20 protein-coding genes and 1 pseudogene are annotated in these 22,054 nt (G+C 70.2%); 14 read left to right on the forward strand and 7 right to left on the reverse strand.

Annotated elements, in window-relative coordinates; all coding sequences use genetic code 11:
• The first annotated feature begins 72 nt into the window (after nt 1–72).
• The 9 genes and pseudogenes from dnaK to ACYVF7_RS58035 all read left to right on the forward strand — a co-directional run bounded on the left by dnaK (nt 73) and on the right by ACYVF7_RS58035 (nt 9,761).
• Entirely contained in the window at nt 73–1,926 is a 1,854-nt protein-coding gene (gene dnaK / locus ACYVF7_RS57995; protein ID WP_460357082.1) for a molecular chaperone DnaK, read from the forward strand.
• 49 nt (nt 1,927–1,975) lie between these two features.
• Complete coding sequence (gene grpE / locus ACYVF7_RS58000; RefSeq protein ID WP_460357084.1) at nt 1,976–2,665, forward strand: nucleotide exchange factor GrpE; 690 nt, start codon at nt 1,976–1,978, stop codon at nt 2,663–2,665.
• Between the two features lie 35 nt (nt 2,666–2,700).
• Nucleotides 2,701–3,865 (forward strand): annotated as a pseudogene (gene dnaJ, locus ACYVF7_RS58005) (molecular chaperone DnaJ).
• A 5-nt stretch (nt 3,866–3,870) separates the two neighbouring features.
• Entirely contained in the window at nt 3,871–4,311 is a 441-nt protein-coding gene (locus ACYVF7_RS58010) for a heat shock protein transcriptional repressor HspR (RefSeq protein WP_460357087.1), read from the forward strand.
• The gene (gene clpB / locus ACYVF7_RS58015; protein ID WP_460357091.1) at nt 4,312–6,900 is read left to right on the forward strand and encodes an ATP-dependent chaperone ClpB; all 2,589 of its coding nucleotides are present in this window, start codon (nt 4,312–4,314) and stop codon (nt 6,898–6,900) included. It begins immediately after the preceding gene.
• Nucleotides 6,901–7,323: 423 nt separating this feature from the next.
• Nucleotides 7,324–7,575 (forward strand): hypothetical protein, encoded by a 252-nt coding sequence (locus tag ACYVF7_RS58020; protein ID WP_460357094.1) that lies wholly within the window; start codon nt 7,324–7,326, stop codon nt 7,573–7,575.
• 30 nt (nt 7,576–7,605) lie between these two features.
• The gene (locus ACYVF7_RS58025; protein ID WP_460357097.1) at nt 7,606–8,112 is read left to right on the forward strand and encodes an acyl-CoA thioesterase; all 507 of its coding nucleotides are present in this window, start codon (nt 7,606–7,608) and stop codon (nt 8,110–8,112) included.
• A gap of 103 nt (nt 8,113–8,215) precedes the next feature.
• The gene (locus ACYVF7_RS58030; RefSeq protein WP_460357099.1) at nt 8,216–8,665 is read left to right on the forward strand and encodes a DUF5946 family protein; all 450 of its coding nucleotides are present in this window, start codon (nt 8,216–8,218) and stop codon (nt 8,663–8,665) included.
• A 79-nt stretch (nt 8,666–8,744) separates the two neighbouring features.
• A complete protein-coding gene (locus tag ACYVF7_RS58035) occupies nt 8,745–9,761 on the forward strand; it encodes a WD40 repeat domain-containing protein (protein WP_460357101.1) in 1,017 nt (338 codons plus the stop codon).
• Between the two features lie 120 nt (nt 9,762–9,881).
• Here the strand turns inward: ACYVF7_RS58035 and ACYVF7_RS58040 are convergent, their stop codons facing one another.
• Nucleotides 9,882–10,622, reverse strand: coding sequence for a TetR/AcrR family transcriptional regulator (locus ACYVF7_RS58040; RefSeq protein WP_460357104.1), 741 nt, complete (start codon nt 10,620–10,622; stop codon nt 9,882–9,884).
• A 146-nt stretch (nt 10,623–10,768) separates the two neighbouring features.
• Between ACYVF7_RS58040 and ACYVF7_RS58045 the strand changes: the two genes are divergently transcribed.
• On the forward strand, nt 10,769–12,271 hold the full coding sequence (locus tag ACYVF7_RS58045; protein ID WP_460357106.1) for an MFS transporter: 1,503 nt from the start codon (nt 10,769–10,771) through the stop codon (nt 12,269–12,271).
• Nucleotides 12,272–12,319: 48 nt separating this feature from the next.
• On the opposite strand, the gene ACYVF7_RS58050 is transcribed toward ACYVF7_RS58045, so the two are convergent.
• A complete protein-coding gene (locus tag ACYVF7_RS58050; RefSeq protein ID WP_460357108.1) occupies nt 12,320–13,261 on the reverse strand; it encodes a helix-turn-helix transcriptional regulator in 942 nt (313 codons plus the stop codon).
• Between the two features lie 118 nt (nt 13,262–13,379).
• Here ACYVF7_RS58050 and ACYVF7_RS58055 point away from each other — a divergent pair, with 118 nt between their 5' ends.
• Nucleotides 13,380–14,507: an epoxide hydrolase family protein gene (locus ACYVF7_RS58055; protein WP_460357111.1), complete on the forward strand. Its 1,128-nt coding sequence runs from the start codon at nt 13,380–13,382 to the stop codon at nt 14,505–14,507.
• A 54-nt stretch (nt 14,508–14,561) separates the two neighbouring features.
• Nucleotides 14,562–16,130, forward strand: a complete 1,569-nt coding sequence (locus ACYVF7_RS58060; RefSeq protein WP_460357114.1) for an alkaline phosphatase D family protein — start codon at nt 14,562–14,564, stop codon at nt 16,128–16,130.
• Nucleotides 16,131–16,148: 18 nt separating this feature from the next.
• Here the strand turns inward: ACYVF7_RS58060 and ACYVF7_RS58065 are convergent, their stop codons facing one another.
• The 3 genes from ACYVF7_RS58065 to ACYVF7_RS58075 form a co-directional block, all read right to left on the reverse strand.
• Entirely contained in the window at nt 16,149–16,715 is a 567-nt protein-coding gene (locus ACYVF7_RS58065) for a tetratricopeptide repeat protein (protein WP_460357116.1), read from the reverse strand.
• A gap of 137 nt (nt 16,716–16,852) precedes the next feature.
• Nucleotides 16,853–18,013, reverse strand: coding sequence for an NYN domain-containing protein (locus ACYVF7_RS58070; protein ID WP_460357119.1), 1,161 nt, complete (start codon nt 18,011–18,013; stop codon nt 16,853–16,855).
• A gap of 427 nt (nt 18,014–18,440) precedes the next feature.
• Entirely contained in the window at nt 18,441–19,088 is a 648-nt protein-coding gene (locus tag ACYVF7_RS58075; protein ID WP_460357122.1) for an alpha/beta fold hydrolase, read from the reverse strand.
• 16 nt (nt 19,089–19,104) lie between these two features.
• Between ACYVF7_RS58075 and pyrE the strand changes: the two genes are divergently transcribed.
• A complete protein-coding gene (gene pyrE, locus ACYVF7_RS58080; RefSeq protein ID WP_460357124.1) occupies nt 19,105–19,641 on the forward strand; it encodes an orotate phosphoribosyltransferase in 537 nt (178 codons plus the stop codon).
• A gap of 27 nt (nt 19,642–19,668) precedes the next feature.
• Here pyrE and ACYVF7_RS58085 read toward each other — a convergent pair whose 3' ends face one another.
• Both ACYVF7_RS58085 and ACYVF7_RS58090 read right to left on the reverse strand, forming a co-directional pair.
• A complete protein-coding gene (locus tag ACYVF7_RS58085; RefSeq protein ID WP_460357127.1) occupies nt 19,669–20,115 on the reverse strand; it encodes a hypothetical protein in 447 nt (148 codons plus the stop codon).
• A 52-nt stretch (nt 20,116–20,167) separates the two neighbouring features.
• Nucleotides 20,168–20,857, reverse strand: a complete 690-nt coding sequence (locus ACYVF7_RS58090) for a DedA family protein (protein ID WP_460357130.1) — start codon at nt 20,855–20,857, stop codon at nt 20,168–20,170.
• Nucleotides 20,858–20,959: 102 nt separating this feature from the next.
• Between ACYVF7_RS58090 and fbaA the strand changes: the two genes are divergently transcribed.
• Nucleotides 20,960–21,982 (forward strand): class II fructose-bisphosphate aldolase, encoded by a 1,023-nt coding sequence (gene fbaA / locus ACYVF7_RS58095; protein ID WP_460357132.1) that lies wholly within the window; start codon nt 20,960–20,962, stop codon nt 21,980–21,982.
• Nucleotides 21,983–22,054 lie beyond the last annotated feature (72 nt).

The following is a 22,054-nucleotide window of genomic DNA, read 5'->3' on the forward strand; positions in this document are numbered from 1 at the left end:
CGCTTGGCAGTCTTGCGTCTGCTGGACTCAGCTTCATCGACTTAGCAAGCTCACAGTCGGAGGAACCAACTCATGGCACGTGCGGTCGGTATCGACCTTGGAACGACCAACTCGGTCGTCGCGATCCTGGAGGGTGGCGAGCCCACCGTCATCGCCAACGCGGAGGGGTCGAGGACCACGCCGTCCGTCGTCGCCTTCGCCAAGAACGGCGAAGTCCTGGTCGGCGAGGTCGCCAAGCGCCAGGCGGTGACCAACGTCGATCGCACCATCCGGTCGGTCAAGCGCGAAATGGGCACCGACTGGAAGACCACGATCGACGGCAAGGAGTTCACGCCGCAGCAGATCAGCGCGTTCGTGCTGCAGAAGCTCAAGCGTGACGCGGAGGCCTACCTCGGCGAGAAGATCACCGACGCGGTGATCACCGTTCCGGCCTACTTCTCGGACCACCAGCGGCAGGCCACCAAGGAGGCCGGCCAGATCGCGGGCCTCAACGTCCTGCGGATCATCAACGAGCCGACGTCCGCGGCCCTGGCCTACCACCTGGAGAAGGAGGGCGAGGCCACGATCCTCGTCTTCGACCTCGGTGGCGGCACCTTCGACGTCTCCCTCCTCGAGGTCGGCGACGGCGTGGTCGAGGTCAAGGCGACGAACGGCGACAACCACCTCGGTGGCGACGACTGGGACAGCAAGGTCGTCGACTGGCTGGTCACCAAGTTCAAGAACGCCCACGGCGTCGACCTGTCCAAGGACAAGATGGCGCTGCAGCGGCTCCGTGAGGCCGCTGAGAAGGCCAAGATCGAGCTCTCCAGCTCCTCGGAGACCAGCATCAACCTGCCCTACATCACGGCCTCGGCCGAGGGCCCGCTGCACCTGGACGAGAAGCTCACCCGGGCCGAGTTCCAGAAGATGACGTCCGACCTGCTCGACCGCTGCAAGAACCCGTTCCAGCAGGTCATCAAGGACGCCGGCATCAGCGTGAGCGAGATCAACCACGTTGTTCTCGTCGGCGGCTCCACCCGCATGCCCGCCGTCGCCGAGCTCGTCAAGGAGCTGACCGGCGGCAAGGAGGCCAACAAGGGCGTCAACCCGGACGAGGTCGTCGCGGTCGGCGCGTCCCTGCAGGCCGGCGTGCTCAAGGGTGAGGTCAAGGACGTCCTGCTGCTGGACGTCACGCCGCTGAGCCTGGGCATCGAGACCAAGGGCGGCATCTTCACCAAGATCATCGAGCGGAACACCACCATCCCGACCAAGCGGTCCGAGGTGTTCACCACCGCCGACGACAACCAGCCGTCCGTGGAGATCCAGGTCTACCAGGGCGAGCGCGAGATCGCGTCGTACAACAAGAAGCTCGGCACCTTCCAGCTGACCGGCCTTCCGCCGGCGCCGCGCGGTGTCCCGCAGATCGAGGTCACGTTCGACATCGACGCCAACGGCATCGTGAACGTCGGCGCCAAGGACCTCGGCACCGGCAAGGAGCAGTCGATGACCATCACGGGCGGGTCGGCCCTGCCCAAGGACGACATCGACCGCATGATGCGCGAGGCCGAGCAGTACGCCGAGGACGACCGTCAGCGCCGCGAGGAGACCGAGACCCGCAACAACGCCGACACCCTCGCCTACTCCACGGAGAAGTTCCTCCGGGAGAACGACGAGAAGATCCCGGCCGAGGTCAAGACCGAGGTCCAGACGGCGCTGGACGAGGTCAAGAAGGCCCTCGAGGGCACGGACGTCGACGCGATCCGCAACAGCTCCGAGAAGCTGGCCCAGGTCAGCCAGAAGATGGGCGCCGCGATGTACGCCCAGAACCAGGCGAGCGCCGAGGGCCCGACGGCCGACGCCCAGAGCGGCGAGCAGCCGAAGGACGACGAGGTCGTCGACGCCGAGATCGTGGACGACGACAAGGACACCAAGGGCGGCGCGGCGTGACCGGGTTCGTCCCCCCACACCGTGACGAACTTGTACTCGAGGAGGAAGCGTGACGGAGCGTCGTGACGACGCCGAGGAGCGCCAGGGCCCGGTGATCCGCGACAAGCGGCGCATCGATCCCAAGACCGGTGAGGTGCGGGAGTCGGCGAAGTCGGCTCCCGCGTCCCCCACCGAGAAAGCGCCCTCCGGCGCGGACGGGGAAGAGGTGGCGAAGCTCAAGAAGGAGTTGGCCGAGCGCACGTCCGACCTTCAGCGGCTGCAGGCGGAGTACTCCAACTACCGCAAGCGGGTCGACCGGGACCGTGCGGCCGTGCGCGAGCAGGCCCTGGCATACGTCCTCGGCGAGCTGCTGCCGGTGCTCGACGACATCGGGCGGGCCCGGGAGCACGAAGAGCTGAGCGGGGGTTTCAAGCAGATCGCCGAGTCCCTCGAGGGCATCGTCGGCAAGCTCGGCCTGGAGTCGTTCGGCACGGCCGGCGAGCCGTTCGACCCGAACGTCCACGAGGCCCTGATGCACTCCTACTCCGATGAGGTCGAGGAGCCGACGGCCATTCAGATCCTTCAGTCGGGGTACCGCATCGGCGAGCGGACCCTCCGGCCCGCGCGGGTCGCCGTGGCCGAGCCGACCGAGGACCTCGGTCCGCAGGCCGAGCCGGACGCGGAGGCGAAGGCGGAGAGCACGGCCGACGGTGAGAAGCCGGAGGCCGAGTCCGGTGTCGACGGCGCCGGCGACGACTGAGACGAACACCTATCGGGAAGAGGTAAGGGACGCCGGTGAGCACCAAGGACTTTATCGAGAAGGACTACTACAAGGTCCTCGGTGTTCCGAAGACCGCAACCCAGGACGAGATCAAGAAGTCCTACCGCAAGCTGGCGCGGCAGTACCACCCGGACGCCAACCGCGGCGACGCCGAGTCCGAGGAGAAGTTCAAGGAGATCTCCGAGGCCTACGACGTGCTGTCCGACGAGAAGCGCCGTAAGGAGTACGACGAGGCCCGCAGCCTGTTCGGCGGGGCCCGTCGCCCCGGCGGCGGGGCGCAGGGCGGCTTCGGCTTCGACCTGGGTGACCTGTTCGGCGGCTCGACCGGCGGCACCACCGGCACCGGCGAGCGCATCGGCGACCTGTTCGGCGGGCTGTTCGGCGGTGGTCGCCGGACGACGACCACCCGGCGGCCCCGCCGGGGCGCGGACGTCGAGTCCGAGGTCACGCTGACCTTCAGCGAGGCCTTGGAGGGCAAGACGGTGCCGCTGCGGCTGACCAGCGAGGCGGCGTGTCCCACCTGCCGGGGCACCGGTGCCAAGACCGGCACGGTGCCCCGGGTGTGCCCCCGCTGTGAGGGCACGGGGCAGGAGAGCCGCAACGCCGGCGGGTTCGCCTTCTCCGAGCCCTGCCGCGAGTGCCACGGGCGGGGCCTCGTGGTCGACGACCCGTGCCTCACCTGCCACGGCAGCGGGCGGGCGCAGAGCACCCGGACGATCCAGGCGCGCATCCCGGCCGGGGTGGCCGACGGGCAGCGGATCCGGCTCAAGGCCAAGGGCGCTCCCGGCGAGAGCGGCGGCCCCAGCGGTGACCTCTACGTCGTCGTGCACGTCACGGGGCACAAGGTGTTCGGCCGGTCGGGCGACAACCTGACCGTGATGGTCCCGGTGACCTTCCCTGAGGCGACGCTCGGCGCGGAGATCAAGGCGCCGGTCCTCGGCGGCCAGCCGGTGACCCTGCGGATCCCGGCCGGGCACTCCCAACGGGCGCACCTTCCGGGTCCGCGGCAAGGGAGCGACCCGGCGCGACGGCACCAAGGGCGACCTGCTGGTGACCGTCGAGGTCCAGGTGCCGCAGAAGGTCGACGAGACCACGCGCGAGGCGCTGGAGAAGATCCGCGCGAGCAACAGCGGTGAAGACCTGCGCAGCGAGCTGCTGCGGATGGCGAAGGAGGAGTGATCGTCATGGATCCGTTCGGCGACGACAGTCCGGTCTACGTCATCTCGGTGGCGGCTCAGCTGTCCGGGCTGCACCCGCAGACGCTCCGCACGTACGACCGGCTGGGCCTGGTGTCCCCCGGTCGTACGGCCGGGCGCGGGCGCCGCTACTCCATGCGCGACATCGTCATGCTGCGCGAGATCCAGCGGCTGTCCCAGGAAGAGGGCATCAACCTCGCCGGCATCAAGCACATCCTCGACCGCGAGCGCGAGTCCGACGCACTGCGCACCGAGGTGGCACGCCTCCGCGCGCTGGTCGAGGAGCTGAGCAACGAGCTGGAGTCCACGCGCGCCGTGGCCGCCCGGCTGGCAAAACTGAAGAACGCCCACGGTTCCGACACTGGAGCCGATCTGGTGCCGATCCGGCAGACCAGCGTGGTGCTGTGGCGATCTAGGGGGGAGGAATAAGTGGATTACAAGCTGACCCAGAAGAGCCAAGAGGCCGTCTCGGTCGCGGTACGGCGTGCCGCGACGGAGGGACATCCCCAGGTCGAGCCGGCGCACCTGCTGGTCGCGCTGCTCGGCCAGGCTGACGGCATCGCCGCGCCTCTCCTGGAGGCCGTCGGCGCCGACCCGCAGGCCATCCGGCGCCGCGCCGAGGAGCAGATCGCGGCGCTGCCGAAGGCCGCCGGCTCGACCGTCAACGCGCCGGACACCTCCCGGCTGCTGCTGAAGGTGCTGAACACCGCCGCCAACCGGGCCAAGCAGCTCGAGGACGAGTACGTCTCCACCGAGCACCTGCTCGTCGGCCTGGCCACCGACGGCGGTCCCGTCGCCACCCTCCTCAAGGAGAACGGCGCGACCCCCGACGCGCTGCTCGAGGCGTTCGAGAAGGTCCGCGGCCACGCCCGCGTGACCAGCGAGAACCCCGAAGAGACCTACCAGGCGCTGGAGAAGTACGGCGTCGACCTGACCGCGCAGGCCCGCGACGGCAAGCTCGACCCGGTCATCGGCCGCGACACCGAGATCCGCCGCGTCGTGCAGGTGCTGTCGCGCCGTACGAAGAACAACCCGGTCCTCATCGGCGAGCCCGGCGTCGGCAAGACGGCGGTCGTCGAGGGCCTGGCCCAGCGGATCGTCGCCGGCGACGTGCCGGAGACGCTGAAGAACAAGCGCCTCGTCTCCCTCGACCTGGGCGCGATGGTCGCGGGCGCGAAGTTCCGCGGCGAGTTCGAGGAGCGCCTCAAGGCGGTCCTGAACGAGATCAAGCAGAGCGACGGCCAGGTCGTCACGTTCATCGACGAGCTGCACACCGTCGTCGGGGCGGGCGCGGCCGAGGGCGCCATGGACGCGGGCAACATGCTCAAGCCCATGCTGGCCCGCGGCGAGCTGCGGATGATCGGCGCGACGACGCTCGACGAGTACCGCGAGCGGATCGAGAAGGATCCGGCGCTGGAGCGGCGCTTCCAGCAGGTCCTCGTCGGCGAGCCGACGGTCGAGGACACCATCGCGATCCTGCGCGGCCTCAAGGGCCGGTACGAGGCGCACCACCAGGTGGCGATCTCCGACGCCGCCCTCGTCGCCGCCGCCGCGCTCTCCGACCGGTACATCACCGCCCGGTTCCTGCCCGACAAGGCCATCGACCTGGTCGACGAGGCCGCCTCCCGGCTCCGCATGGAGATCGACTCGCGGCCCGTCGAGATCGACGAGCTGCAGCGTTCCGTGGACCGGCTCAAGATGGAGGAGCTGGCCCTCGAGAAGGAGTCCGACGAGGCGTCCAAGCACCGCCTCGAACGCCTCCGCGCCGAGCTGGCCGACAAGCAGGAGCACCTCAACGCCCTCGTCGGCCGCTGGGAGCAGGAGAAGGCCGGCCTGAACAAGGTCGGTGAGCTCAAGAAGCGCATCGACGACCTGCGCGGCCAGGCCGAACGCGCCCAGCGCGACGGCGACCTGGAGACCTCCGCCCGTCTGATGTACGGCGAGATCCCGGTGCTGGACAAGCAGCTCGCCGAGGCGTCCGAGGCCGCCGAGACCCGCGAGACGATGGTCAAGGAGGAGGTCGGCGCCGACGACGTGGCCGAGGTCGTGTCCTCGTGGACCGGCGTCCCCGTCGGCAGGCTCCTCGAAGGCGAGACCACCAAGCTGCTCCGCATGGAGGACGAGCTCGGCCACCGCCTCATCGGCCAGGCCGACGCCGTACGCGCCGTCTCCGACGCCGTACGCCGGGCGCGGGCGGGCGTCTCCGACCCCGACCGGCCGACCGGGTCGTTCCTGTTCCTCGGCCCGACCGGCGTCGGCAAGACCGAGCTTGCCAAGGCGCTCGCCGACTTCCTGTTCGACGACGAGCGGGCCATGGTCCGCATCGACATGAGCGAGTACGCCGAGAAGCACTCGGTCGCCCGCCTCGTCGGCGCGCCTCCCGGCTACGTCGGGTACGAGGAGGGCGGCCAGCTCACCGAGGCGGTCCGCCGCCGCCCGTACTGCGTCGTCCTGCTGGACGAGGTCGAGAAGGCCCACCCTGAGGTCTTCGACGTCCTCCTACAGGTCCTCGACGACGGACGGCTCACCGACGGCCAGGGCCGTACGGTCGACTTCCGGAACGTCATCTTGATCATGACGTCGAACCTCGGCTCCCAGTTCCTGGTCGACCCGGCCCTGGACAACGGAGCCAAGCGTGATGCCGTCCTGAACACGGTACGGGCGAGCTTCAAGCCCGAGTTCCTCAACCGGCTCGACGACGTCATCATCTTCGACGCCCTGTCGACCGAGGAGCTCACGAAGATCGTCGACCTGCAGATCGACCGCCTGGCCCGCCGCCTCGCCGACCGCCGCCTGACCCTGACGGTCACCGACGCCGCGAGCGAGTGGCTGGCCATGACGGGCTACGACCCGGCGTACGGCGCCCGCCCGCTCCGCCGCCTCGTGCAGAGCGCGATCGGCGACCAGCTGGCGAAGGAACTCCTGGCCGGCGACATCCGCGACGGCGACGAGGTCATCGTCGACCTCGACCTCGGCTCCGACACGTTGACGGTCAAGCCGGCCGTCACCGTCAGCTGACCGCTTCACCTGATCGAGGGGCCCGCGCGCAAGGGGCCTATGGCCCCTGAGGGCGCGACTTTATTACAGGGTCGCGCCCTCGTTATTTCCGAAGACAATCGAGTCCGAGAAGTGGCGGGAACGGATCTGACACAGCGGCTCTCCGCCTGCGAAACCAACCTGGATGACCGCCCCGCAGGCTACGACCCGGCGTACGATGCTCGCCCACTCCGCATCAGCGGGATGCGAAGATCCCGGTGTGCTGGATGCGATCGATGCCGTGGATTGGGCCGCCACACGAGAATCGATACGTCTTCCGCGGCTGCGGTCCCGCTCTGTTGCGCCATAGCGGAACAGATCCACGTCCGGCGTGACATCCTCGCCGCCCAGGGTCATGAGCCCAGGTCACTGCTGGCCGGCGCAGCCGAGCACTGGCGGTTCGAGGTGCACGACGTCGCCGCTGAGCACGAGGACACAGTTGTCTTCGGCGTCCTCGCCGGCAAATTCCCGGACGGTGCTCATCCCGCAGAATTACACGATGCGGGCCGGATCACCCTGCTCCGCGCGGTGACCCTCGAATGCCCTCCGGACGACGGCTCAGACGAGGCATTCCTTCGCTTCGTCGGCGAGCCGGCGCACCACTTCCGCGCACGCACGGTGCTGTACCCCGCGCTCTGCGGTGAACGCGTGCACTGAGCAGCGCGGCGGGATCGTGAGAAACCGGCCTTGATCGGCTTCCGTTCCAAGGTATCGCCAGGTGATCCTGATGCACGACGATCGGAGACCATCATGACCACGCAGACCGATGCGGTGAACGACACGGTGTTCGCGCACCGCATCACGCCCCGCTTCTTTGAAATCGACAGCCAGGGCGTCATGTTTAACATGTGGTATCTGGCTCACGTCGACGAAGCGGTGGACGGCTTCTTCGAGGCCAGGGGCCTGCCGTACGCGGAGTGGCCGCAGATGGGTGTCGATGTGCACGTCGCACACGTCGACCTGGACTGGAAGGCCGCCATCCGCTACCACGACCGGCCGGAGGTCCTGGTCAGCACCGCCCGGGTCGGCGGCAAGAGCTTCACCCTCGACTTCGCCTTCCGGCGCGACGAAGAGACGACCGCGACCGGTTCCATCGTCTACGTAGCGGTCGCCACCGACGGGTCGGGAACCATGCCGCTGCCGCCCCGGCTGGTCGAGGCGCTGGGAGAACTCGCCCCGCTGACGGATCACTGAGACCTGTCGGCACCCGCGACGTCCGGCGCGGTTGACCTTCCACCGGCTGGAGTCCATACGTTGGCGGCGCATACCCGGCCGCCCCCAGACCTGGACGGTGCTCATGACACGCTGCGCCGAGTGCGGGGCACCCGCGCGACCCTACTCGTGCGACGAGCTCTTCAACATCGTCCTCGCGCTGGACCACTCCCGGCGGCCGCCCTGGGGTCCCCTGCACGGCGTCACTGTTTCCTGCTTCCTGCTCCAGCACCCCAGCCGCCTGCCCGCACCAGACCGGGCCCGCCCCTGGGCGATCCTGCACACCTACCTCAGCGAAGGACTCACCGCGGTCACGCCGCTGACCGAACGGTTGCGCCGCGCCAACTCCCACCAGAACCAGAATGCCGCGCTTCCCGACATCGTGACCGACGCGCCGGACCTTGGCCCGACGCCCACGGCCTTCAGCATCACCATCGATGACGTCGCCCAAGACGGCACGTTCCCCGCGGCCGGCTTTCCGGATCGCATCAAGGCATGGGCGATGGCCACCGTTGCCGCCTGGCGCTCTCCGTGAGGATCGTGCCCTCACTCCACGACCGAGATCATCTGGAAAGTGATCTTGTGAGACCGGTCGTCACCTTAGGCTCCTGAGCATGCCCACAGCCCGGTCCGTCATCGTCAGCTCGCCTCCCCGCGGCCAGATCCACGATTTCGACCTCGTCGTCCTCGGTGGTCGGCTGCTTTTCGTCGGCACCCATGACGTCAGCCGGCATGCCTGTACCTGGGATCCGGCAACCGGTCTGTGGACGGAGTACCCGCTCGACAACCCCTGGGGAGACGAGGAAGGGGACTACGACTACACCGAACTCACCGCGCTCGGCGCCGCGGTCGTGGACGGCCGGATCGTGATCGGCGGTGGCGGAGACCACCAGGGCTTCGCCATGTGGGACCTCCAGTCCGGCAAGGTGCGGCTGACCGCGCAGGAGGGCGGCGTGGACTCCACGGCCAGGGCCGACCTCGGGGGACGCTCAATGCTCGTCGTCGGAGGCTCGTCCTTCACGAACGTGCAACTGTGGGACCCGTCGGTCGCCGAACACGACGGCGATGAGGGGCTCGATCGGCCTTCGCCCTATGACCTCCAGATCGAGGTCGAGGAGTTGGCCGCGGGGTCAGGCGCCGGCAGCGCCGTCGCGGCGGGAACGCTGGGGGATCGGCCGGTCGTGGTGGCCGGCGGCCACGACGGTGGGGTGCTCGTGTGGGACATCGACGAGCAATGTGCCCTCGCGGAATTCGATGATCTCGACGAGACACTGACCGACTTCGCCCTGGCGGCCGTGGACGGCCGTACGCGTATCGTGGCGGCGGGCGGGCAGAGCCTGCTGCTGGGCGATCCTGAAACCGGTGAGTGGGACGAGCCGCTCACCCTCCCCGGTGGCGACGTCTCCTGCCTGGACACGGGCTCGGTGATGGGCCGTCCGGTCGCCGTCACCGGCGCCAAGAACGGCACGATCTGCGTCTGGGATCTGGCCGAGCGCCGACTGCTCGGCGAGCCGTTCCGCGAATACGACAGCGCGGCGTTCGGCGTCCGCCTGGCCGAACTCGACGGCCGCCCCGTGGTCATCGCCGCCGCCCACGTCGACTCCGTACGCGTCTGGGAACTCCCTCTCTGAACCGGCAAGACCGCCCACCGCCGCGTGCCCGTCCTGACGGAGGCTCCCGGCCGATACAGCAGCACTCGCGCTGTACAGAACTCCCCGAGATCCGGGAGCTCTTCGAAGCGTCGTAGCGGGTCAGGCGGGGGCGGGGCCGGCTGAGCGGGCGAGGGCGAGGCCGTCGAGGATGCGGTCGAGGCCGTAGGCGAACTCCTGTTCGCGGAGCCGTACGGGGTCCTCGTCCGCCTGTGCGGTGAAGAGCGCGCCGAGGCGCGGGTGTGAGCGGGTGAGACCCTCGAGGGCGGGCTTCAGGCGCTCGGCCCACTCATCCTCGGTCTGGCCGCTGCGGGCGAGCATGGTCAGCCACGCCGCCTCGCTGCTCGTCATCCCGATGACGTAGGCGAAGACGGCGCTCATCGCGCTGTTGGCCTCGGTCAGGGAGAATCCCGCGGCCTCCAGTGTGCCGAGCAGGTCCTCCGACAGGCGCATGAGGTTCGGCCCGTAGTTGGCCATCGCGCCAAGCATGGAGGCGATCCACGGGTGTCGCAGGATCACGGCGCGCAGGCCCTGGGCGCAGGCGGCGGTCGCCTCGCGCCAGCGCTCGGGGTCGCTCATGTCGGGGATCCGCAGCTCGCCGAAGACTTCGTCGACCGCGAGCTCGACCAGTTCGTCCTTGTTGGCGACGTGCCGGTAGAGCGAGGTCGCGCCCGCGCCGAGGCGGGTGCCGAGCTTGCGCATGCTGAGCGCCTCGACGCCTTCCGCGTCGAGCAGCCGTACGGCCTCGGCCACGATCTGCTGCCGGCTCAGCGCCGGCTGCTCGCGCTTCTCTCGGCCGGGACGTGCCCATACCGACGGGATCGGCCTGTCATCGGTGGTCACGGCATCTCCTCCTCGTCGTTGTCACGAGCCTAGCGCACACCGTATGCGTATGCGTACGTCGTTCACCGCTTGCGCACAACGTTCCGCCATGCGTACAGTGTTCGCCAGTTGGCACACACTGTACGCATCGTTCGAAGGGAAGCGCGATGACTCGCCATCCACGCCGCTGGCTCATCCTGGTCGTCCTCTGCCTCAGCACGCTGGTGCTGGTCATCGACAACATGGCCCTCAACGTGGCGATCCCCTCGCTCACCGAGGACCTCGGCGCGAGTGCCCAGGACATCCAGTGGATCCTGGACTCCTACATCCTCGTGTTCGCCGGTCTGCTGCTCACGGCGGGAAGCCTGTCGGACCGGTTCGGCCGACGGCGGATGATGATCATCGGGTTGGCCCTCTTCGGCGGGGCCTCGCTGGCGGCGACGTTCGCCACCGGGCCCGGACTGCTGATCGCGGCTCGGGTGCTCATGGGTGTGGGCGGCGCGCTGGTGATGCCCAGCATGCTGTCCATCCTCATCACCGTGTTCGACGAGGCGGAGCGGCCGAAGGCGATGGCCGCGTGGAGCGCCGTCGCCATGCTCGGCCTCGTGGGCGGCCCGGTCGTCGGCGGCCTGCTCGTCGCCCGGTTCGGCTGGAGCGCGGTCTTCCTGATCAACATTCCGATCGCCGCGCTGGCGATCGTCGCGGCGGTCATCCTCATGCCCGAGTCCAAAGGTCCCTGGCGCAAGCCCGACCCGCTCGGCGCGGTCCTGTCGGTCGTCGGCATGACGGCACTCGTCTGGACGATCATCGAGCTGCCGAGGAACGGATTCGGCCCCGCCACCATCACCGGGACCGCCATCGCCGTCGCCGCGCTCACCGGCTTCGTGATCTGGGAGACCCGCACCTCATCCCCGATGGTCCCGCTCGGCCTCTTCCGCGACCGGAACTTCACCGGCGGCAGCCTCTCCCTCACCCTCGCGGAGATCGCCAACGGCGGCCTGCTGCTCGCGGCCACCCAGTACCTGCAGTTCGTCCTCGGCTACTCGCCCATGAAGACCGGGCTGGCGTTCATCCCGCTGGCGGTCGCCGCGCTCGTGTTCAACACCATTGGCGCGAGCCTGGGTCAGAAGCTCGGGAACCGTGTCATGGCCGCCACCGGGCTGGTCATCACGGCGGCCGGGTTCGGCGTGCTGGCGACGGTCGCACCGGGCGACGGGTTCACGGTGCTGGGCGTCGCGCTCGGCCTGATGGGCATGGGCGGCGGGCTCGCGGTGCCGGCGGCGATCACGGCCCTGATGGGGGCCGTCCCGGCCGAGCACGCCGGGGTCGGCTCCGCGCTGAACGACACGATCCAGCAGGCGGGCGCCGCGCTCGGCGTCGCGATCCTCGGCAGCGTCCTGTCCAGCACCTTCACCGGCGCCATGCCCAAGACGGCCCCCGAGCAGGCCCGGCACTCGATCGGCGAGGCGCTCGCCGTCGCCGCCCGGACCGGGAACACCGGCCTCGCCCACACCGCCCGCGACGCCTTCGCGACCGCGATGTCCACCACGTTCACGGTCGGCGCGGCCGGCGTCCTCGCCGCAGCGGTGCTCGCCCTCCTGGTGCTCCGCGGCCGCAAGCCTGCTCCGGCTCGGCCGGAGCAGGCGGAGGCGGCGCTGACCGCCGCCTGAGACCCTGCCTCCGGTCGGACCCCGCACGTCGCGTGCGGGGTCCGACCGCTATCCGCCGGTGGCGCGGAGGGCGCGGGCCCCGAGTGACCGCAGGTACGCGACGAGTTCGGGGGGCTCGTGCACGGTGAACTCGCAGCCCAGCATCGTGAGCCGCTGGGCCAGCCATTCGAGGGTGTCCGCGTGGGTGCGCAGGCGGCAGCCGTACGCGTCGATCGGCTCGACCTCGCCGAGCCGGGCGGCCGGGACCTCGCCGGCCGGCATCTGGAGGGTGACCAGGGCACGGTACGTCGGGACCAGCGAGTAGAGCCTGCGCGTGACGTAGGCGGCGGCGTCCTCGTCGGGGGGCCGGCGGGGCGTGTTCGGAACGCCGGTCGGGCGTGGTCGCCGGACGCGGTCCATCCGGAAGATCCGCCAGTCGTCCCGGTCGAGGTCGTAGGCGACGAGGTACCAGCGGCGTCCGGCGGCGACCAGACGGTACGGCTCGACCAGGCGGTCGTCCTCGCCCTCATCCCGCGAGTAGGCGAAACGCAGTCCCCGGCTGCTCGCGGCGGCGACGGCGACGGTCGTGAGGTCGTCCGGGTCGATGCTCGGGCCGGCCTCGCCGAGCAGTGCCACCGTGGCGGCGTTCAGCGCGCCCACCCGCTGGCGCAGCCGTGACGGCAAGACCTGCTCCAGCTTCGCCAGGGCCCGCAGGGACGCCTCCTCGATGCCGCCGACCGGATGTCCGGCCGCCGTACGCAGGGCGACCGCGATGGCCACCGCCTCTTCGTCGTCGACGAGCAGCGGCGGCATGGCCGTACCGGCGACCAGGCGGTAGCCGCCCGCCGGGCCCATCGTGGCCTCGACCGGATAGCCGAGGTCGCGCAGCCGCTCGACGTCGCGGCGGACCGTACGGGGGCTGACGTCCAGGCGTTCGGCGAGCTCGCTGCCCGGCCACTCGCGTGGGGTCTGCAGCAGGGAGAGCAGCGTCAGCAGGCGGGCCGAGGTCACAGGCGCGGAGTCTAGGCCAGGATCCGACCTACATGCGGCATAGCGTCGATCACGTCGCCGACACGAACCGGTTTCGGCGACGGACAGGCCGTACGGCCTCCGAGACGTAGGGGACACGATGAGTGAAGAGATCCGGCCGTTCCGCATCGACGTTCCGCAGGCCGAGCTGGACGACCTGCGCGACCGGCTGGCCCGTACCCGCTGGTCCGCGCAACTGCCGGGCGAGGGCTGGAGCCGGGGAGTGCCGGTCGCCTACCTGACGGACCTGGCCGAGTACTGGCGCGACGGCTACGACTGGCGCGCCCACGAGGCGCGGCTGAACGGCTTCCCTCAGTTCACGACCACGATCGACGGTCAGGACGTGCACTTCCTGCACGTACGCTCGCCGCACCCGGACGCGCTCCCGCTGATCCTCACCCACGGCTGGCCGAACTCCTTCGTCGAGTTCGTCGACCTGATCGGCCCGCTGACCGATCCGGGCGCGTACGGCGGTGACCCGGCGCAGGCGTTCCACGTGGTGGTGCCGTCGGTTCCCGGCTTCGGGTTCTCGTCGGCGCCGCGGGAGACGGGCTGCGACGTGACGTGGGTGGCCCGGCTCTGGGCGGAGCTGATGGACCGCCTCGGCTACCAGCGGTACGGCACACAGGGCGGCGACCTCGGCGCGTACGTCGCACCGGCGCTGGCCACGATCGCCCCCGACCGCGTCGTCGGGGTGCACATCGACAGCGGCCTCGGGATCCCCACCGAGGACGACCTTCCGGAGATGACCGAGGACGAGCAGGCCGTCTTCCGGCAGATGGGGGATTGGGCCCGAGGCGTCGACCATCACGCGCTGCTGCGCGCCGCGCCGCAGACCTTCGCCTACGGCTGGAATGACTCACCGGTCGCCCTGCTGGCCTGGATGACGCAGAAGTTCATGGAGTTCGGCTACGGGGTGACCGTGCCCGAGGACGCCATCGACCGGGACCTGCTCCTGACCAATGTGAGCCTGTACTGGTTCACCGGGACCTCGGGGTCCTCCTCCTGGCCGATGTACAACAGCGATCGGTTCGCCTGGCCGAAGGGGCAGTCCGCGGTGCCGACCGGCCTCTACAGCGGCCCGCCCGGCATCCGCCGCCTCGCCGAACGCCAGAACGACATCGTCCACTGGGGCGAGAACCGCCCCGGCAGCCACCACTTCATCGCCATGGAGCTCCCCGAGGTCTTCGCCGAGGACATCCGGGAGTTCTTCGGCAAGCTCCGCTGACGATCCCCGGACGAGGTGGACGCGGTCCGCCTTGGCGCGGTAGTCCGTTACGTCATGACACGACTCATCCTCGGGCCGCTGCTGCGCCACGTCGGTGCGCGTACGGCGACGGTCTGGGTGGAGACCGATCGGCCGTGCGAGGTCCGCGTCCTGGACGCCGCGAGCCGTACGTTCACGGTCCACGGGCACCACTACGCGCTCGTGGACGTCGACGGCCTGGAGCCCGGCTCCGACACCCCGTACGACGTGCTGCTCGACGGTGTGCGGGCGTGGCCGGAGGCCGGGGCGCCGCCCGGCCGCATTCGCACCCGCGCGCCCGGCGGGGCGCGGCGGTTCGCCGTCGGGTCCTGCCGGGTCGCGCCGGCCCCGGAGGCGACGCACGGCGTCGACGCGCTGGCGGTGTGCGCGCGGCGGCTCATGGCGGGCGGCGATCCGCCGGACGAGCTGCTGCTGATCGGCGACCAGGTGTACGCCGACGAGACGACGCCGGAGATGCGGGAGTTCATCGCGGCGCGGCGTGACATCGGCGCGCCGCCGTACGCCGAGATCGCCGACTTCGAGGAGTACGCCCACCTCTACCGGCTGGCCTGGGGGACGGATCCGGCGGTGCGGTGGCTGCTGGCCAGCGTGCCGAGCTCGATGGTCTTCGACGACCACGACATCCGCGACGACTGGAACACCTCCGAGGCGTGGCGGCGGGAGATGCGGGCCCATCCCTGGTGGGAACGGCGGATCACCGCCGGGCTCGGCACGTACTGGGTCTACCAGCACCTCGGGAACCTGTCACCGGCGGAACGCGCCGCCGACCCGGTCTACCAGGCGATGCTCGCGGCCGGCGGGGACGCCGGGAAGGTCGTGGATGAGTTCGCCGAGCGGGCGGACCGGGAACCCGGCGGCTTCCGGTGGAGCTACGTGCATGATCACGGGCGGACGCGGATCGTCGTCGTGGACAGCCGGTGCGGGCGCGTGCTGGAGGAGGGCCGGCGGGCGATGCTCGACGACGCGGAGCTCGCGTGGTTCGGCGAACAGTGCCGCGCCGACGTCGACCATCTCATCGTCGCGACGTCCCTGCCGTTCCTGCTGCCCGCCGCGATCCACCACATGGAGGCGTGGAACGAGGCCGTCACGGGCGGCGCATGGGGACGGCGGGCGGCCGGGTTCGGCGAACGGCTCCGGCAGACCCTCGACCTGGAGCACTGGGCGGCGTTCGACGCGTCGTTCCGGGCGGTCGCGGACATCCTGCTCGAGGTCGCGAACGGGCCGCGCCCGCCGGCGAGCATCACGCTGCTCTCCGGCGACGTTCACTACTCCTACCTCGCGCGAGTGCGCGGGACCCGCACGCCGATCTCCCAGGTCGTCTGCTCGCCGCTGCGCAACCCGCTGACGGGACCCTTCAAGACGGCCAACCAGGTCGCCTGCCGACGGGCCGGTGACCTGCCCGCGCGGGCGCTGGCCCGGCTCGCCGGCGTACGGAGACCGCCGTTCGGGTGGCGGGTCACCGACGGGCCCTGGTTCGACAACGCGCTCGCGACCGTACACGTCGACGGGCGGACGGCGTCGGTACGTTGGGACGCCGCCGCCGAGGACGGGTTCCGCGAGCTCGGCCGTGCGCCACTCTCGTAAATCCCCCGCAAAGACGCGCTAGTGGAACTGCTGGTCCGGGGCGTCGTCGGTCTTCTTCAGCAGATCGTCGAGGAGCGCGTCGTACTCGTCCTCGGGGCGGCCGAGGTCGAGGCGGCAGCGGTAGCGGATCCGCAGCAGGCCCTCGAGAGCGTCCGGATCGGTCGACCGGGCGAGGTCGGCGCCTTCGGTCGACCAGTCGTGCGCGCCGACCAGGTCGCCCTGCTCATGCAGCAGCTCGGCGACGGCACGGAAGATCTCGGGGTCCTTCGGCGCGTCGGCGCGCACCTGGTCGATCAGGGCCCGTGCCTCATCGGCACGGTCCAATTCGAACAGGGCGCCGGCGAGGTAGATGCGCGGGTCGCCGTACGTCTCTCCGCCGTCGTCCAGGGCACCGCGGTATGCCTCGGCCGCCCTGTCATGCTCTCCCGCGTGCTGCCACTGTTCACCGGCACGTAGCAACAGGCTGGCGCGGGAGACGCCGCCTGAGACGGTATCGGCCAACTCGACGAACCGTGTCGCCGCGGCGGCGTGATCACCGGTGCGGAGAGTCTCGAACTCGAGGTCATCGAGGTCGTCTTCGGTCACATGCGTCACCTTCTAGACGCTACCCGGCCTACCTGCTGCGAATCTGGTCATTTCGGATGATCGCCCGGCCAGAAGCCGACCCGGAGACCGACCAGAAGCCGACCGGAGCGCACCGGCCGGTAGAGACGTTACCGCGATCAGCTGCGCCGCGAGCGTTCGAGCGCATCCCAGAATCCGCGTCGCAGTGCGTGTCGTACCTCGTCGTGGAGCAGGAAGTCGATCGGCAGGGACGAACCCTGGAGCAGCCGTGCCTCCAGGTCCGACGGCATCCGCGGCTTGCGCGCCAGCACGGCCTCCAGCCAGAGGGCGGGGGCGTCCCGGGCGACCGACTCGCCGAAGTCCTGCCCTTCCTTGTGCGCCGCCTTCACGGCGTCGGCCAGCGTCGGGGTCGACTGCTGGACCGGGCTCGGCGTGATCTGCTGGGGGCCGGTGTACGGGCCGACGGGCTGCTGAGGGTACTGCGGGCCGGTGGGGTTGCTGCCCGCCTGCGGCCCGGTCGACGACGGAGCCGGCGGCGTCGGCGCCGCGTGCGTCGGCGCCGAACGCAGCGGCGGGGTCGGCGTGCTCGGCTGTCCGCTGCCGGAGGAGCCGACGAGGCCGGACAAGGTGGTGTTCGTCGAGGAGCCGAGCTGCGACGGCGTCACGGTGATCGGCGTGCTCGGCGGTGCGGCGCCGTGCTGGGGCGTCGGCCGCAACGGGGCCAGGGCGCCGCCCGAGCCGTTGGACGCGCCGTTGGCCAGCGGCGCGGCCGAGGTGTCGCCCCCGGCCAGCAGATTGACGTACGGCCGGAGGTGCCCGGAGCCGATCTCGATGAGGTCGTCGCACTCCTGCCGGAGCACCCGGGAGATCGTCCAGTTGCCGTCGACGGCCACGTGCACGACCGTGACGCGGACGCCGAGGTCCTGCGCGTCGGCGATGACCTGGGCGAGATCCTCGTCGCCGCTCACGATGACGGCGTCGGCGACCCCGTCGTTGCGGGCCAGCGTCATGAGATCACGGTGGATCTCGGTGTCGACGCCCTCACGGCGGCCCGGGCGGAGTCGGGAGAGCCGGAGCTTGATGCCCGGCAGGTCGGCCAGCGCGTCGTGCTCCGGCGTGCGGCGGCCCTCGACCGTCGCCTCGAACCAGTAGCAGCGCAGCAGCGGCAGGCCGGTGCGCTCCCGGGCGAGGTTGCCGAGGAGCTGGAGGATGCCTCCGAAGTCCCACGACACCGATTCGCGACGGCGGGTACCGTGCACCGCCATCGCGCCGTCGGCCAGCAGATAGCCGGCATCTACGAACAGCGCACAGCGATCCACGACGACACCGCCCCTTTCTCGGCACGAGACCCTTATCAGTGACCCACGGGTGAGCTTTCGAGCCGGCGAGCGACCTCGGGAACCACAGCGTAGTGAAGTCCGTCGTCGGCGTGGGCCGATCCAGTGATTGGCTGCTCCACGAGATTATGAGGGAAATGCGGCTTTCCGCACCCTGGCGAGATCCCTCCTCCCGCGTGTCACCGTTGACTCGGTCGCTCGCCACTGTATGACGGGGCGCGCCGCGACATGGCTGACTTGGCAAGACGGTCGAGACCGGATGCCCGATGGGCGACGGTACCACCCGCTTCTTACACGAGGAACATCTCGCGCGCCTCCCCCAACGGACACAGTGATCACCCCTCCGGGACAGGCGACCCGGACCCTGCCCCTCCCGACCGACCTCCCGGCTTCCTGGCGTGTCGCGCGGTCAGAGGGCGGCGATCAGGTCGGTAAGGGCGCGCGCCGTCGCGGGCGGGTCGGCGACGGCGGCGAAGTGGCCGGCGTCGACGGCGGTGACGGTCCAGCCGCGCAGGCGCGCCTGCGCGGCAAGCCCGTCGTACGCCGGAGACGTGCGGAGGTAGCCGCAGGGGGCGTCAGGCCAGTCCTGCGGCATCGGCAGCGTCTCGGTGAAGAAGTCCTCCTCGCGCGGCCGGGACGGCACGCCCGCGGGCGGCTCCTCGTCCGGGAACCGGCCCCCGTTCTTCAGCGCCTCGGCGAACTCCGGGCCGAACGCCGTCGCCTGGTCCAGCCGGCTCGAACCCGCCGGCGGCGGAAGCTCGGCGTCCACGAAGACGTAGCCGCCGACGAGGCGGTGCGCGGCGCGCTGGGCCGCGCCGATCGGCGGCAGCAGCGGACCCGCCCCACCGTGGCCGACCAGGACGACGGGCGGCCGCACGCCCGCCTTGGTGATCTCCAGCGCGGCCCGCGCGACATAGCGACCGGCGTACGGCGGCCGGTCGTCGTCGGTGATCTCCGGCACCACGACCTCGTACGCGCCGAGCGCCTCGGGGAGGGATCCCCAGGCGGACGCGGTGGTCAGCGGGCTGTGCAGCAGGACGAGGGTGCCGGGTGTCATGGATAGAGTTTCGCTTATGACGGATCGCGACGATCTCCTGGCCGAGATCAAGGGCAAAGCGGTGGTGCACGGCAGGGTCGTCCTGTCGTCCGGCCAGGAGGCCGACTTCTACGTCGACCTTCGTCGCGTGACCCTCGACGGGCATGCGGCGCCGCTCGTCGGGCGGGTCCTGCTCGATCTCACCGCGGACCTCGACTACGAGGCCGTGGGCGGGCTGACGCTCGGCGCCGATCCGGTCGCCACCGCGATGCTGCACGCCGCCGCCGCGCGCGGCCGGCACCTCGACGCCTTCGTCGTCCGCAAGGCGGGCAAGGCGCACGGGCTGCAGCGGCGGGTCGAAGGGCCCGACGTCACCGGGCGGCGCGTGCTGGCCGTGGAGGACACCTCCACGACCGGCGGCTCCGTGCTGACCGCCGTGGAGGCGCTGCGTGAGGCGGGCGCCGAGGTCGTCGGCGTGGCCACCATCGTCGAGCGCGGAGCGGCGCCCCGCATCGCCGAGACGGGGCTGGACTACCGCTCGGCGTTCACCCTGGCCGACCTCGGGCTCGACTGAGGTCGCCCGGCCGATCCCCGGCCGGCGTCACTGCTTGGCCGGGGCCTTGTAGGTGCGCGGCTGCCCGCGGTGTCCCTTGGGCTGCCGCTGGCCGTTGACGGTGACGCTGACCGTGCTCGCGTCGTCGACCTGCAGGATGACCCGTGTTCCGGTGTATTGGTGGGTCTCGCCCTTGACGAGCGAGCCCTGCCAGATGACGTCGGTGGCTCCGGGGCCCGCGACGAAGATCGGGCACTGGGCCGCGAGGCACTGGACGTCGATCTCGTTGCCGGACTGCACCCTGGGCTCTGAGCTGGTGTGCTTGCCGGACGCCGTCGACGTGGCCGGTCCGCTGGACGACGGCTCGGGCGTGGAGGACGCGGTCTTGGACGCGTCCTTGGTGAGTGCTCCATAGAGCGACACGCCACCGACGATCACGAGACCCAATGCCAACGTGACGGCGAGTACCGCGATGGCGATGCGTGCGAGACCCATAGGGTCTGATCGGTGACGTCCCACAGGGGGAGGTTAGCGATAACCGGGACCGTCAGCGACGGTGACGGCCAGATGGCATCGCCGGCTTCTTGCGTTCATCCGTGTCTCCCGACTTCTTGGGGCCTTTCAGGATCTCCCGGATCACCGGAATCACCGAGATCAGCACGGCGATGGCGACGACGGGGAGGATGTACTTGTCGATCCCCTTGACCCGGTCGCCGAGAAAACGGCCGAGCAGGATGATCGTCTCCGTCCACACCACGCCGCCGATGATGTTGAAGACGAGGAACCGGCCCGCGGACATCTCCAGCATCCCGGCGAGCGGGTTGAGGAAGGTGCGCACGACCGGGGCGAAGCGGGCCAGCACCACGGCCTTGGCCGGGCCGAACTTGTTGAAGTAGTGCTCGGCCTTCTCCACGTGGTCCTGCCGGAACAACCTCGAGTCGGGCCGGTCGAAGAGTTTTCGCCCGTACTTGGCCCCGAGGAAGTGCCCCACCTGGGCCCCCGCGACGGCGCACAGCGGCGCGCCGATCATGAGTGCCGGGAGCGGCAGCGGCGAGATGTGGCTTGCGGAAGCGGCGGTCGTCGTGGTGAAGACGCCCGCGGTGACCAGCAGGGTGTCGCCGGGCAGGAAGAACCCGACGAGCAGGCCGGTCTCAGCGAAGATGACGGCGAGGATCCCGATCAGTCCGAACGTCGCGATGAGGGACTTGGGATCCATGATGTTCACGGCGAGGGCCACGGGCCGAGCGTACCGGTAGGCGTGCCATGGTCCGGGCCGCCGATGTCTTTCGAGATACTGGTGTCGAGACCGCCGGGAGCCACGCCCAAGGAAGGAAGAGCCATGCCGATCGCGACCCCAGAGGTATACGCGGAGATGCTCGATCGGGCAAAGCGTCAGGGCTTCGCCTACCCCGCGATCAACGTCACCTCGAGCCAGACGCTGAACGCCGCGCTGCGCGGGTTCGCCGAGGCCGAGAGCGACGGGATCGTTCAGGTCTCCACCGGCGGCGCGGAGTTCCTCTCCGGCGCCACGGTGAAGGACATGGTGACAGGCGCCGCAGCGCTCGCGGAGTACGCGCGCGTGGTCGCCGAGAAGTACCCGGTGCAGATCGCGCTGCACACCGACCACTGCCCCAAGGACAAGCTCGACGGCTTCATGAAGCCGCTGATCAAGATCTCGCAGGAGCGGGTGGCGCGCGGCGAGGAGCCGCTGTTCCAGTCCCACATGTGGGACGGCTCGGCCGTGCCGCTCGATGAGAACCTCCAGATCGCCGCGGAGCTCATCGAGGAGTGCGCCAAGGCCCGCGTCATCATGGAGATGGAGATCGGCGTCGTCGGCGGCGAAGAGGACGGCGTCGTCGGCGAGATCAACGAGAAGCTCTACACGACGCCCGGCGACGCCCTGGCCACGGTCGACGCCGTGGGCCTCGGCGAGAAGGGCCGCTACCTCCTCGCCGCGACGTTCGGCAACGTGCACGGCGTGTACAAGCCGGGCCACGTGAAGCTGCGGCCGGAGGTCCTCAAGGAGATCCAGGACGTCGTGGGCGAGCGCTACAACAAGGACAAGCCCTTCGAGCTCGTCTTCCACGGCGGCTCCGGCTCCACGCTGGAGGAGATCCGCGAGGCGGTGTCGTACGGCGTCGTGAAGATGAACATCGACACCGACACGCAGTACGCCTTCACGCGGCCGGTCGCCGACCACATGTTCAAGAACTACGACGGCGTTCTGAAGATCGACGGCGAGGTCGGCAACAAGAAGGCCTACGACCCGCGCGCGTACGGCAAGGCCGCCGAGGCGGGCATGGCCGCGCGCATCGTCGAGGCCTGCGAGCACCTGCTCTCGCAGGGCACCAAGATCAAGTAAGGCCCCGACGCAGGACGCGGGGACGGCCGGAGGATGCGGCCGTCCCCGCGTTGCTTGACGCAACCCGGCGAC

It is taken from the genome of Actinoallomurus acanthiterrae, from assembly GCF_054775715.1.

What these genes read in the sequence shown, in the direction of transcription:
- ACYVF7_RS58035 (WP_460357101.1), top strand. Translation starts at nt 8,745, where the DNA reads ATGCCCACAGCCCGGTCCGTCATCGTCAGCTCGCCTCCCCGCGGCCAG.
- ACYVF7_RS58010 (WP_460357087.1), top strand. Translation starts at nt 3,871, where the DNA reads ATGGATCCGTTCGGCGACGACAGTCCGGTCTACGTCATCTCGGTGGCG.
- ACYVF7_RS58055 (WP_460357111.1), top strand. Translation starts at nt 13,380, where the DNA reads ATGAGTGAAGAGATCCGGCCGTTCCGCATCGACGTTCCGCAGGCCGAG.
- dnaK (WP_460357082.1), top strand. Translation starts at nt 73, where the DNA reads ATGGCACGTGCGGTCGGTATCGACCTTGGAACGACCAACTCGGTCGTC.
- fbaA (WP_460357132.1), top strand. Translation starts at nt 20,960, where the DNA reads ATGCCGATCGCGACCCCAGAGGTATACGCGGAGATGCTCGATCGGGCA.
- ACYVF7_RS58045 (WP_460357106.1), top strand. Translation starts at nt 10,769, where the DNA reads ATGACTCGCCATCCACGCCGCTGGCTCATCCTGGTCGTCCTCTGCCTC.
- ACYVF7_RS58030 (WP_460357099.1), top strand. Translation starts at nt 8,216, where the DNA reads ATGACACGCTGCGCCGAGTGCGGGGCACCCGCGCGACCCTACTCGTGC.
- ACYVF7_RS58060 (WP_460357114.1), top strand. Translation starts at nt 14,562, where the DNA reads ATGACACGACTCATCCTCGGGCCGCTGCTGCGCCACGTCGGTGCGCGT.
- pyrE (WP_460357124.1), top strand. Translation starts at nt 19,105, where the DNA reads ATGACGGATCGCGACGATCTCCTGGCCGAGATCAAGGGCAAAGCGGTG.
- ACYVF7_RS58075 (WP_460357122.1), bottom strand. Translation starts at nt 19,088, where the DNA reads ATGACACCCGGCACCCTCGTCCTGCTGCACAGCCCGCTGACCACCGCG.
- ACYVF7_RS58085 (WP_460357127.1), bottom strand. Translation starts at nt 20,115, where the DNA reads ATGGGTCTCGCACGCATCGCCATCGCGGTACTCGCCGTCACGTTGGCA.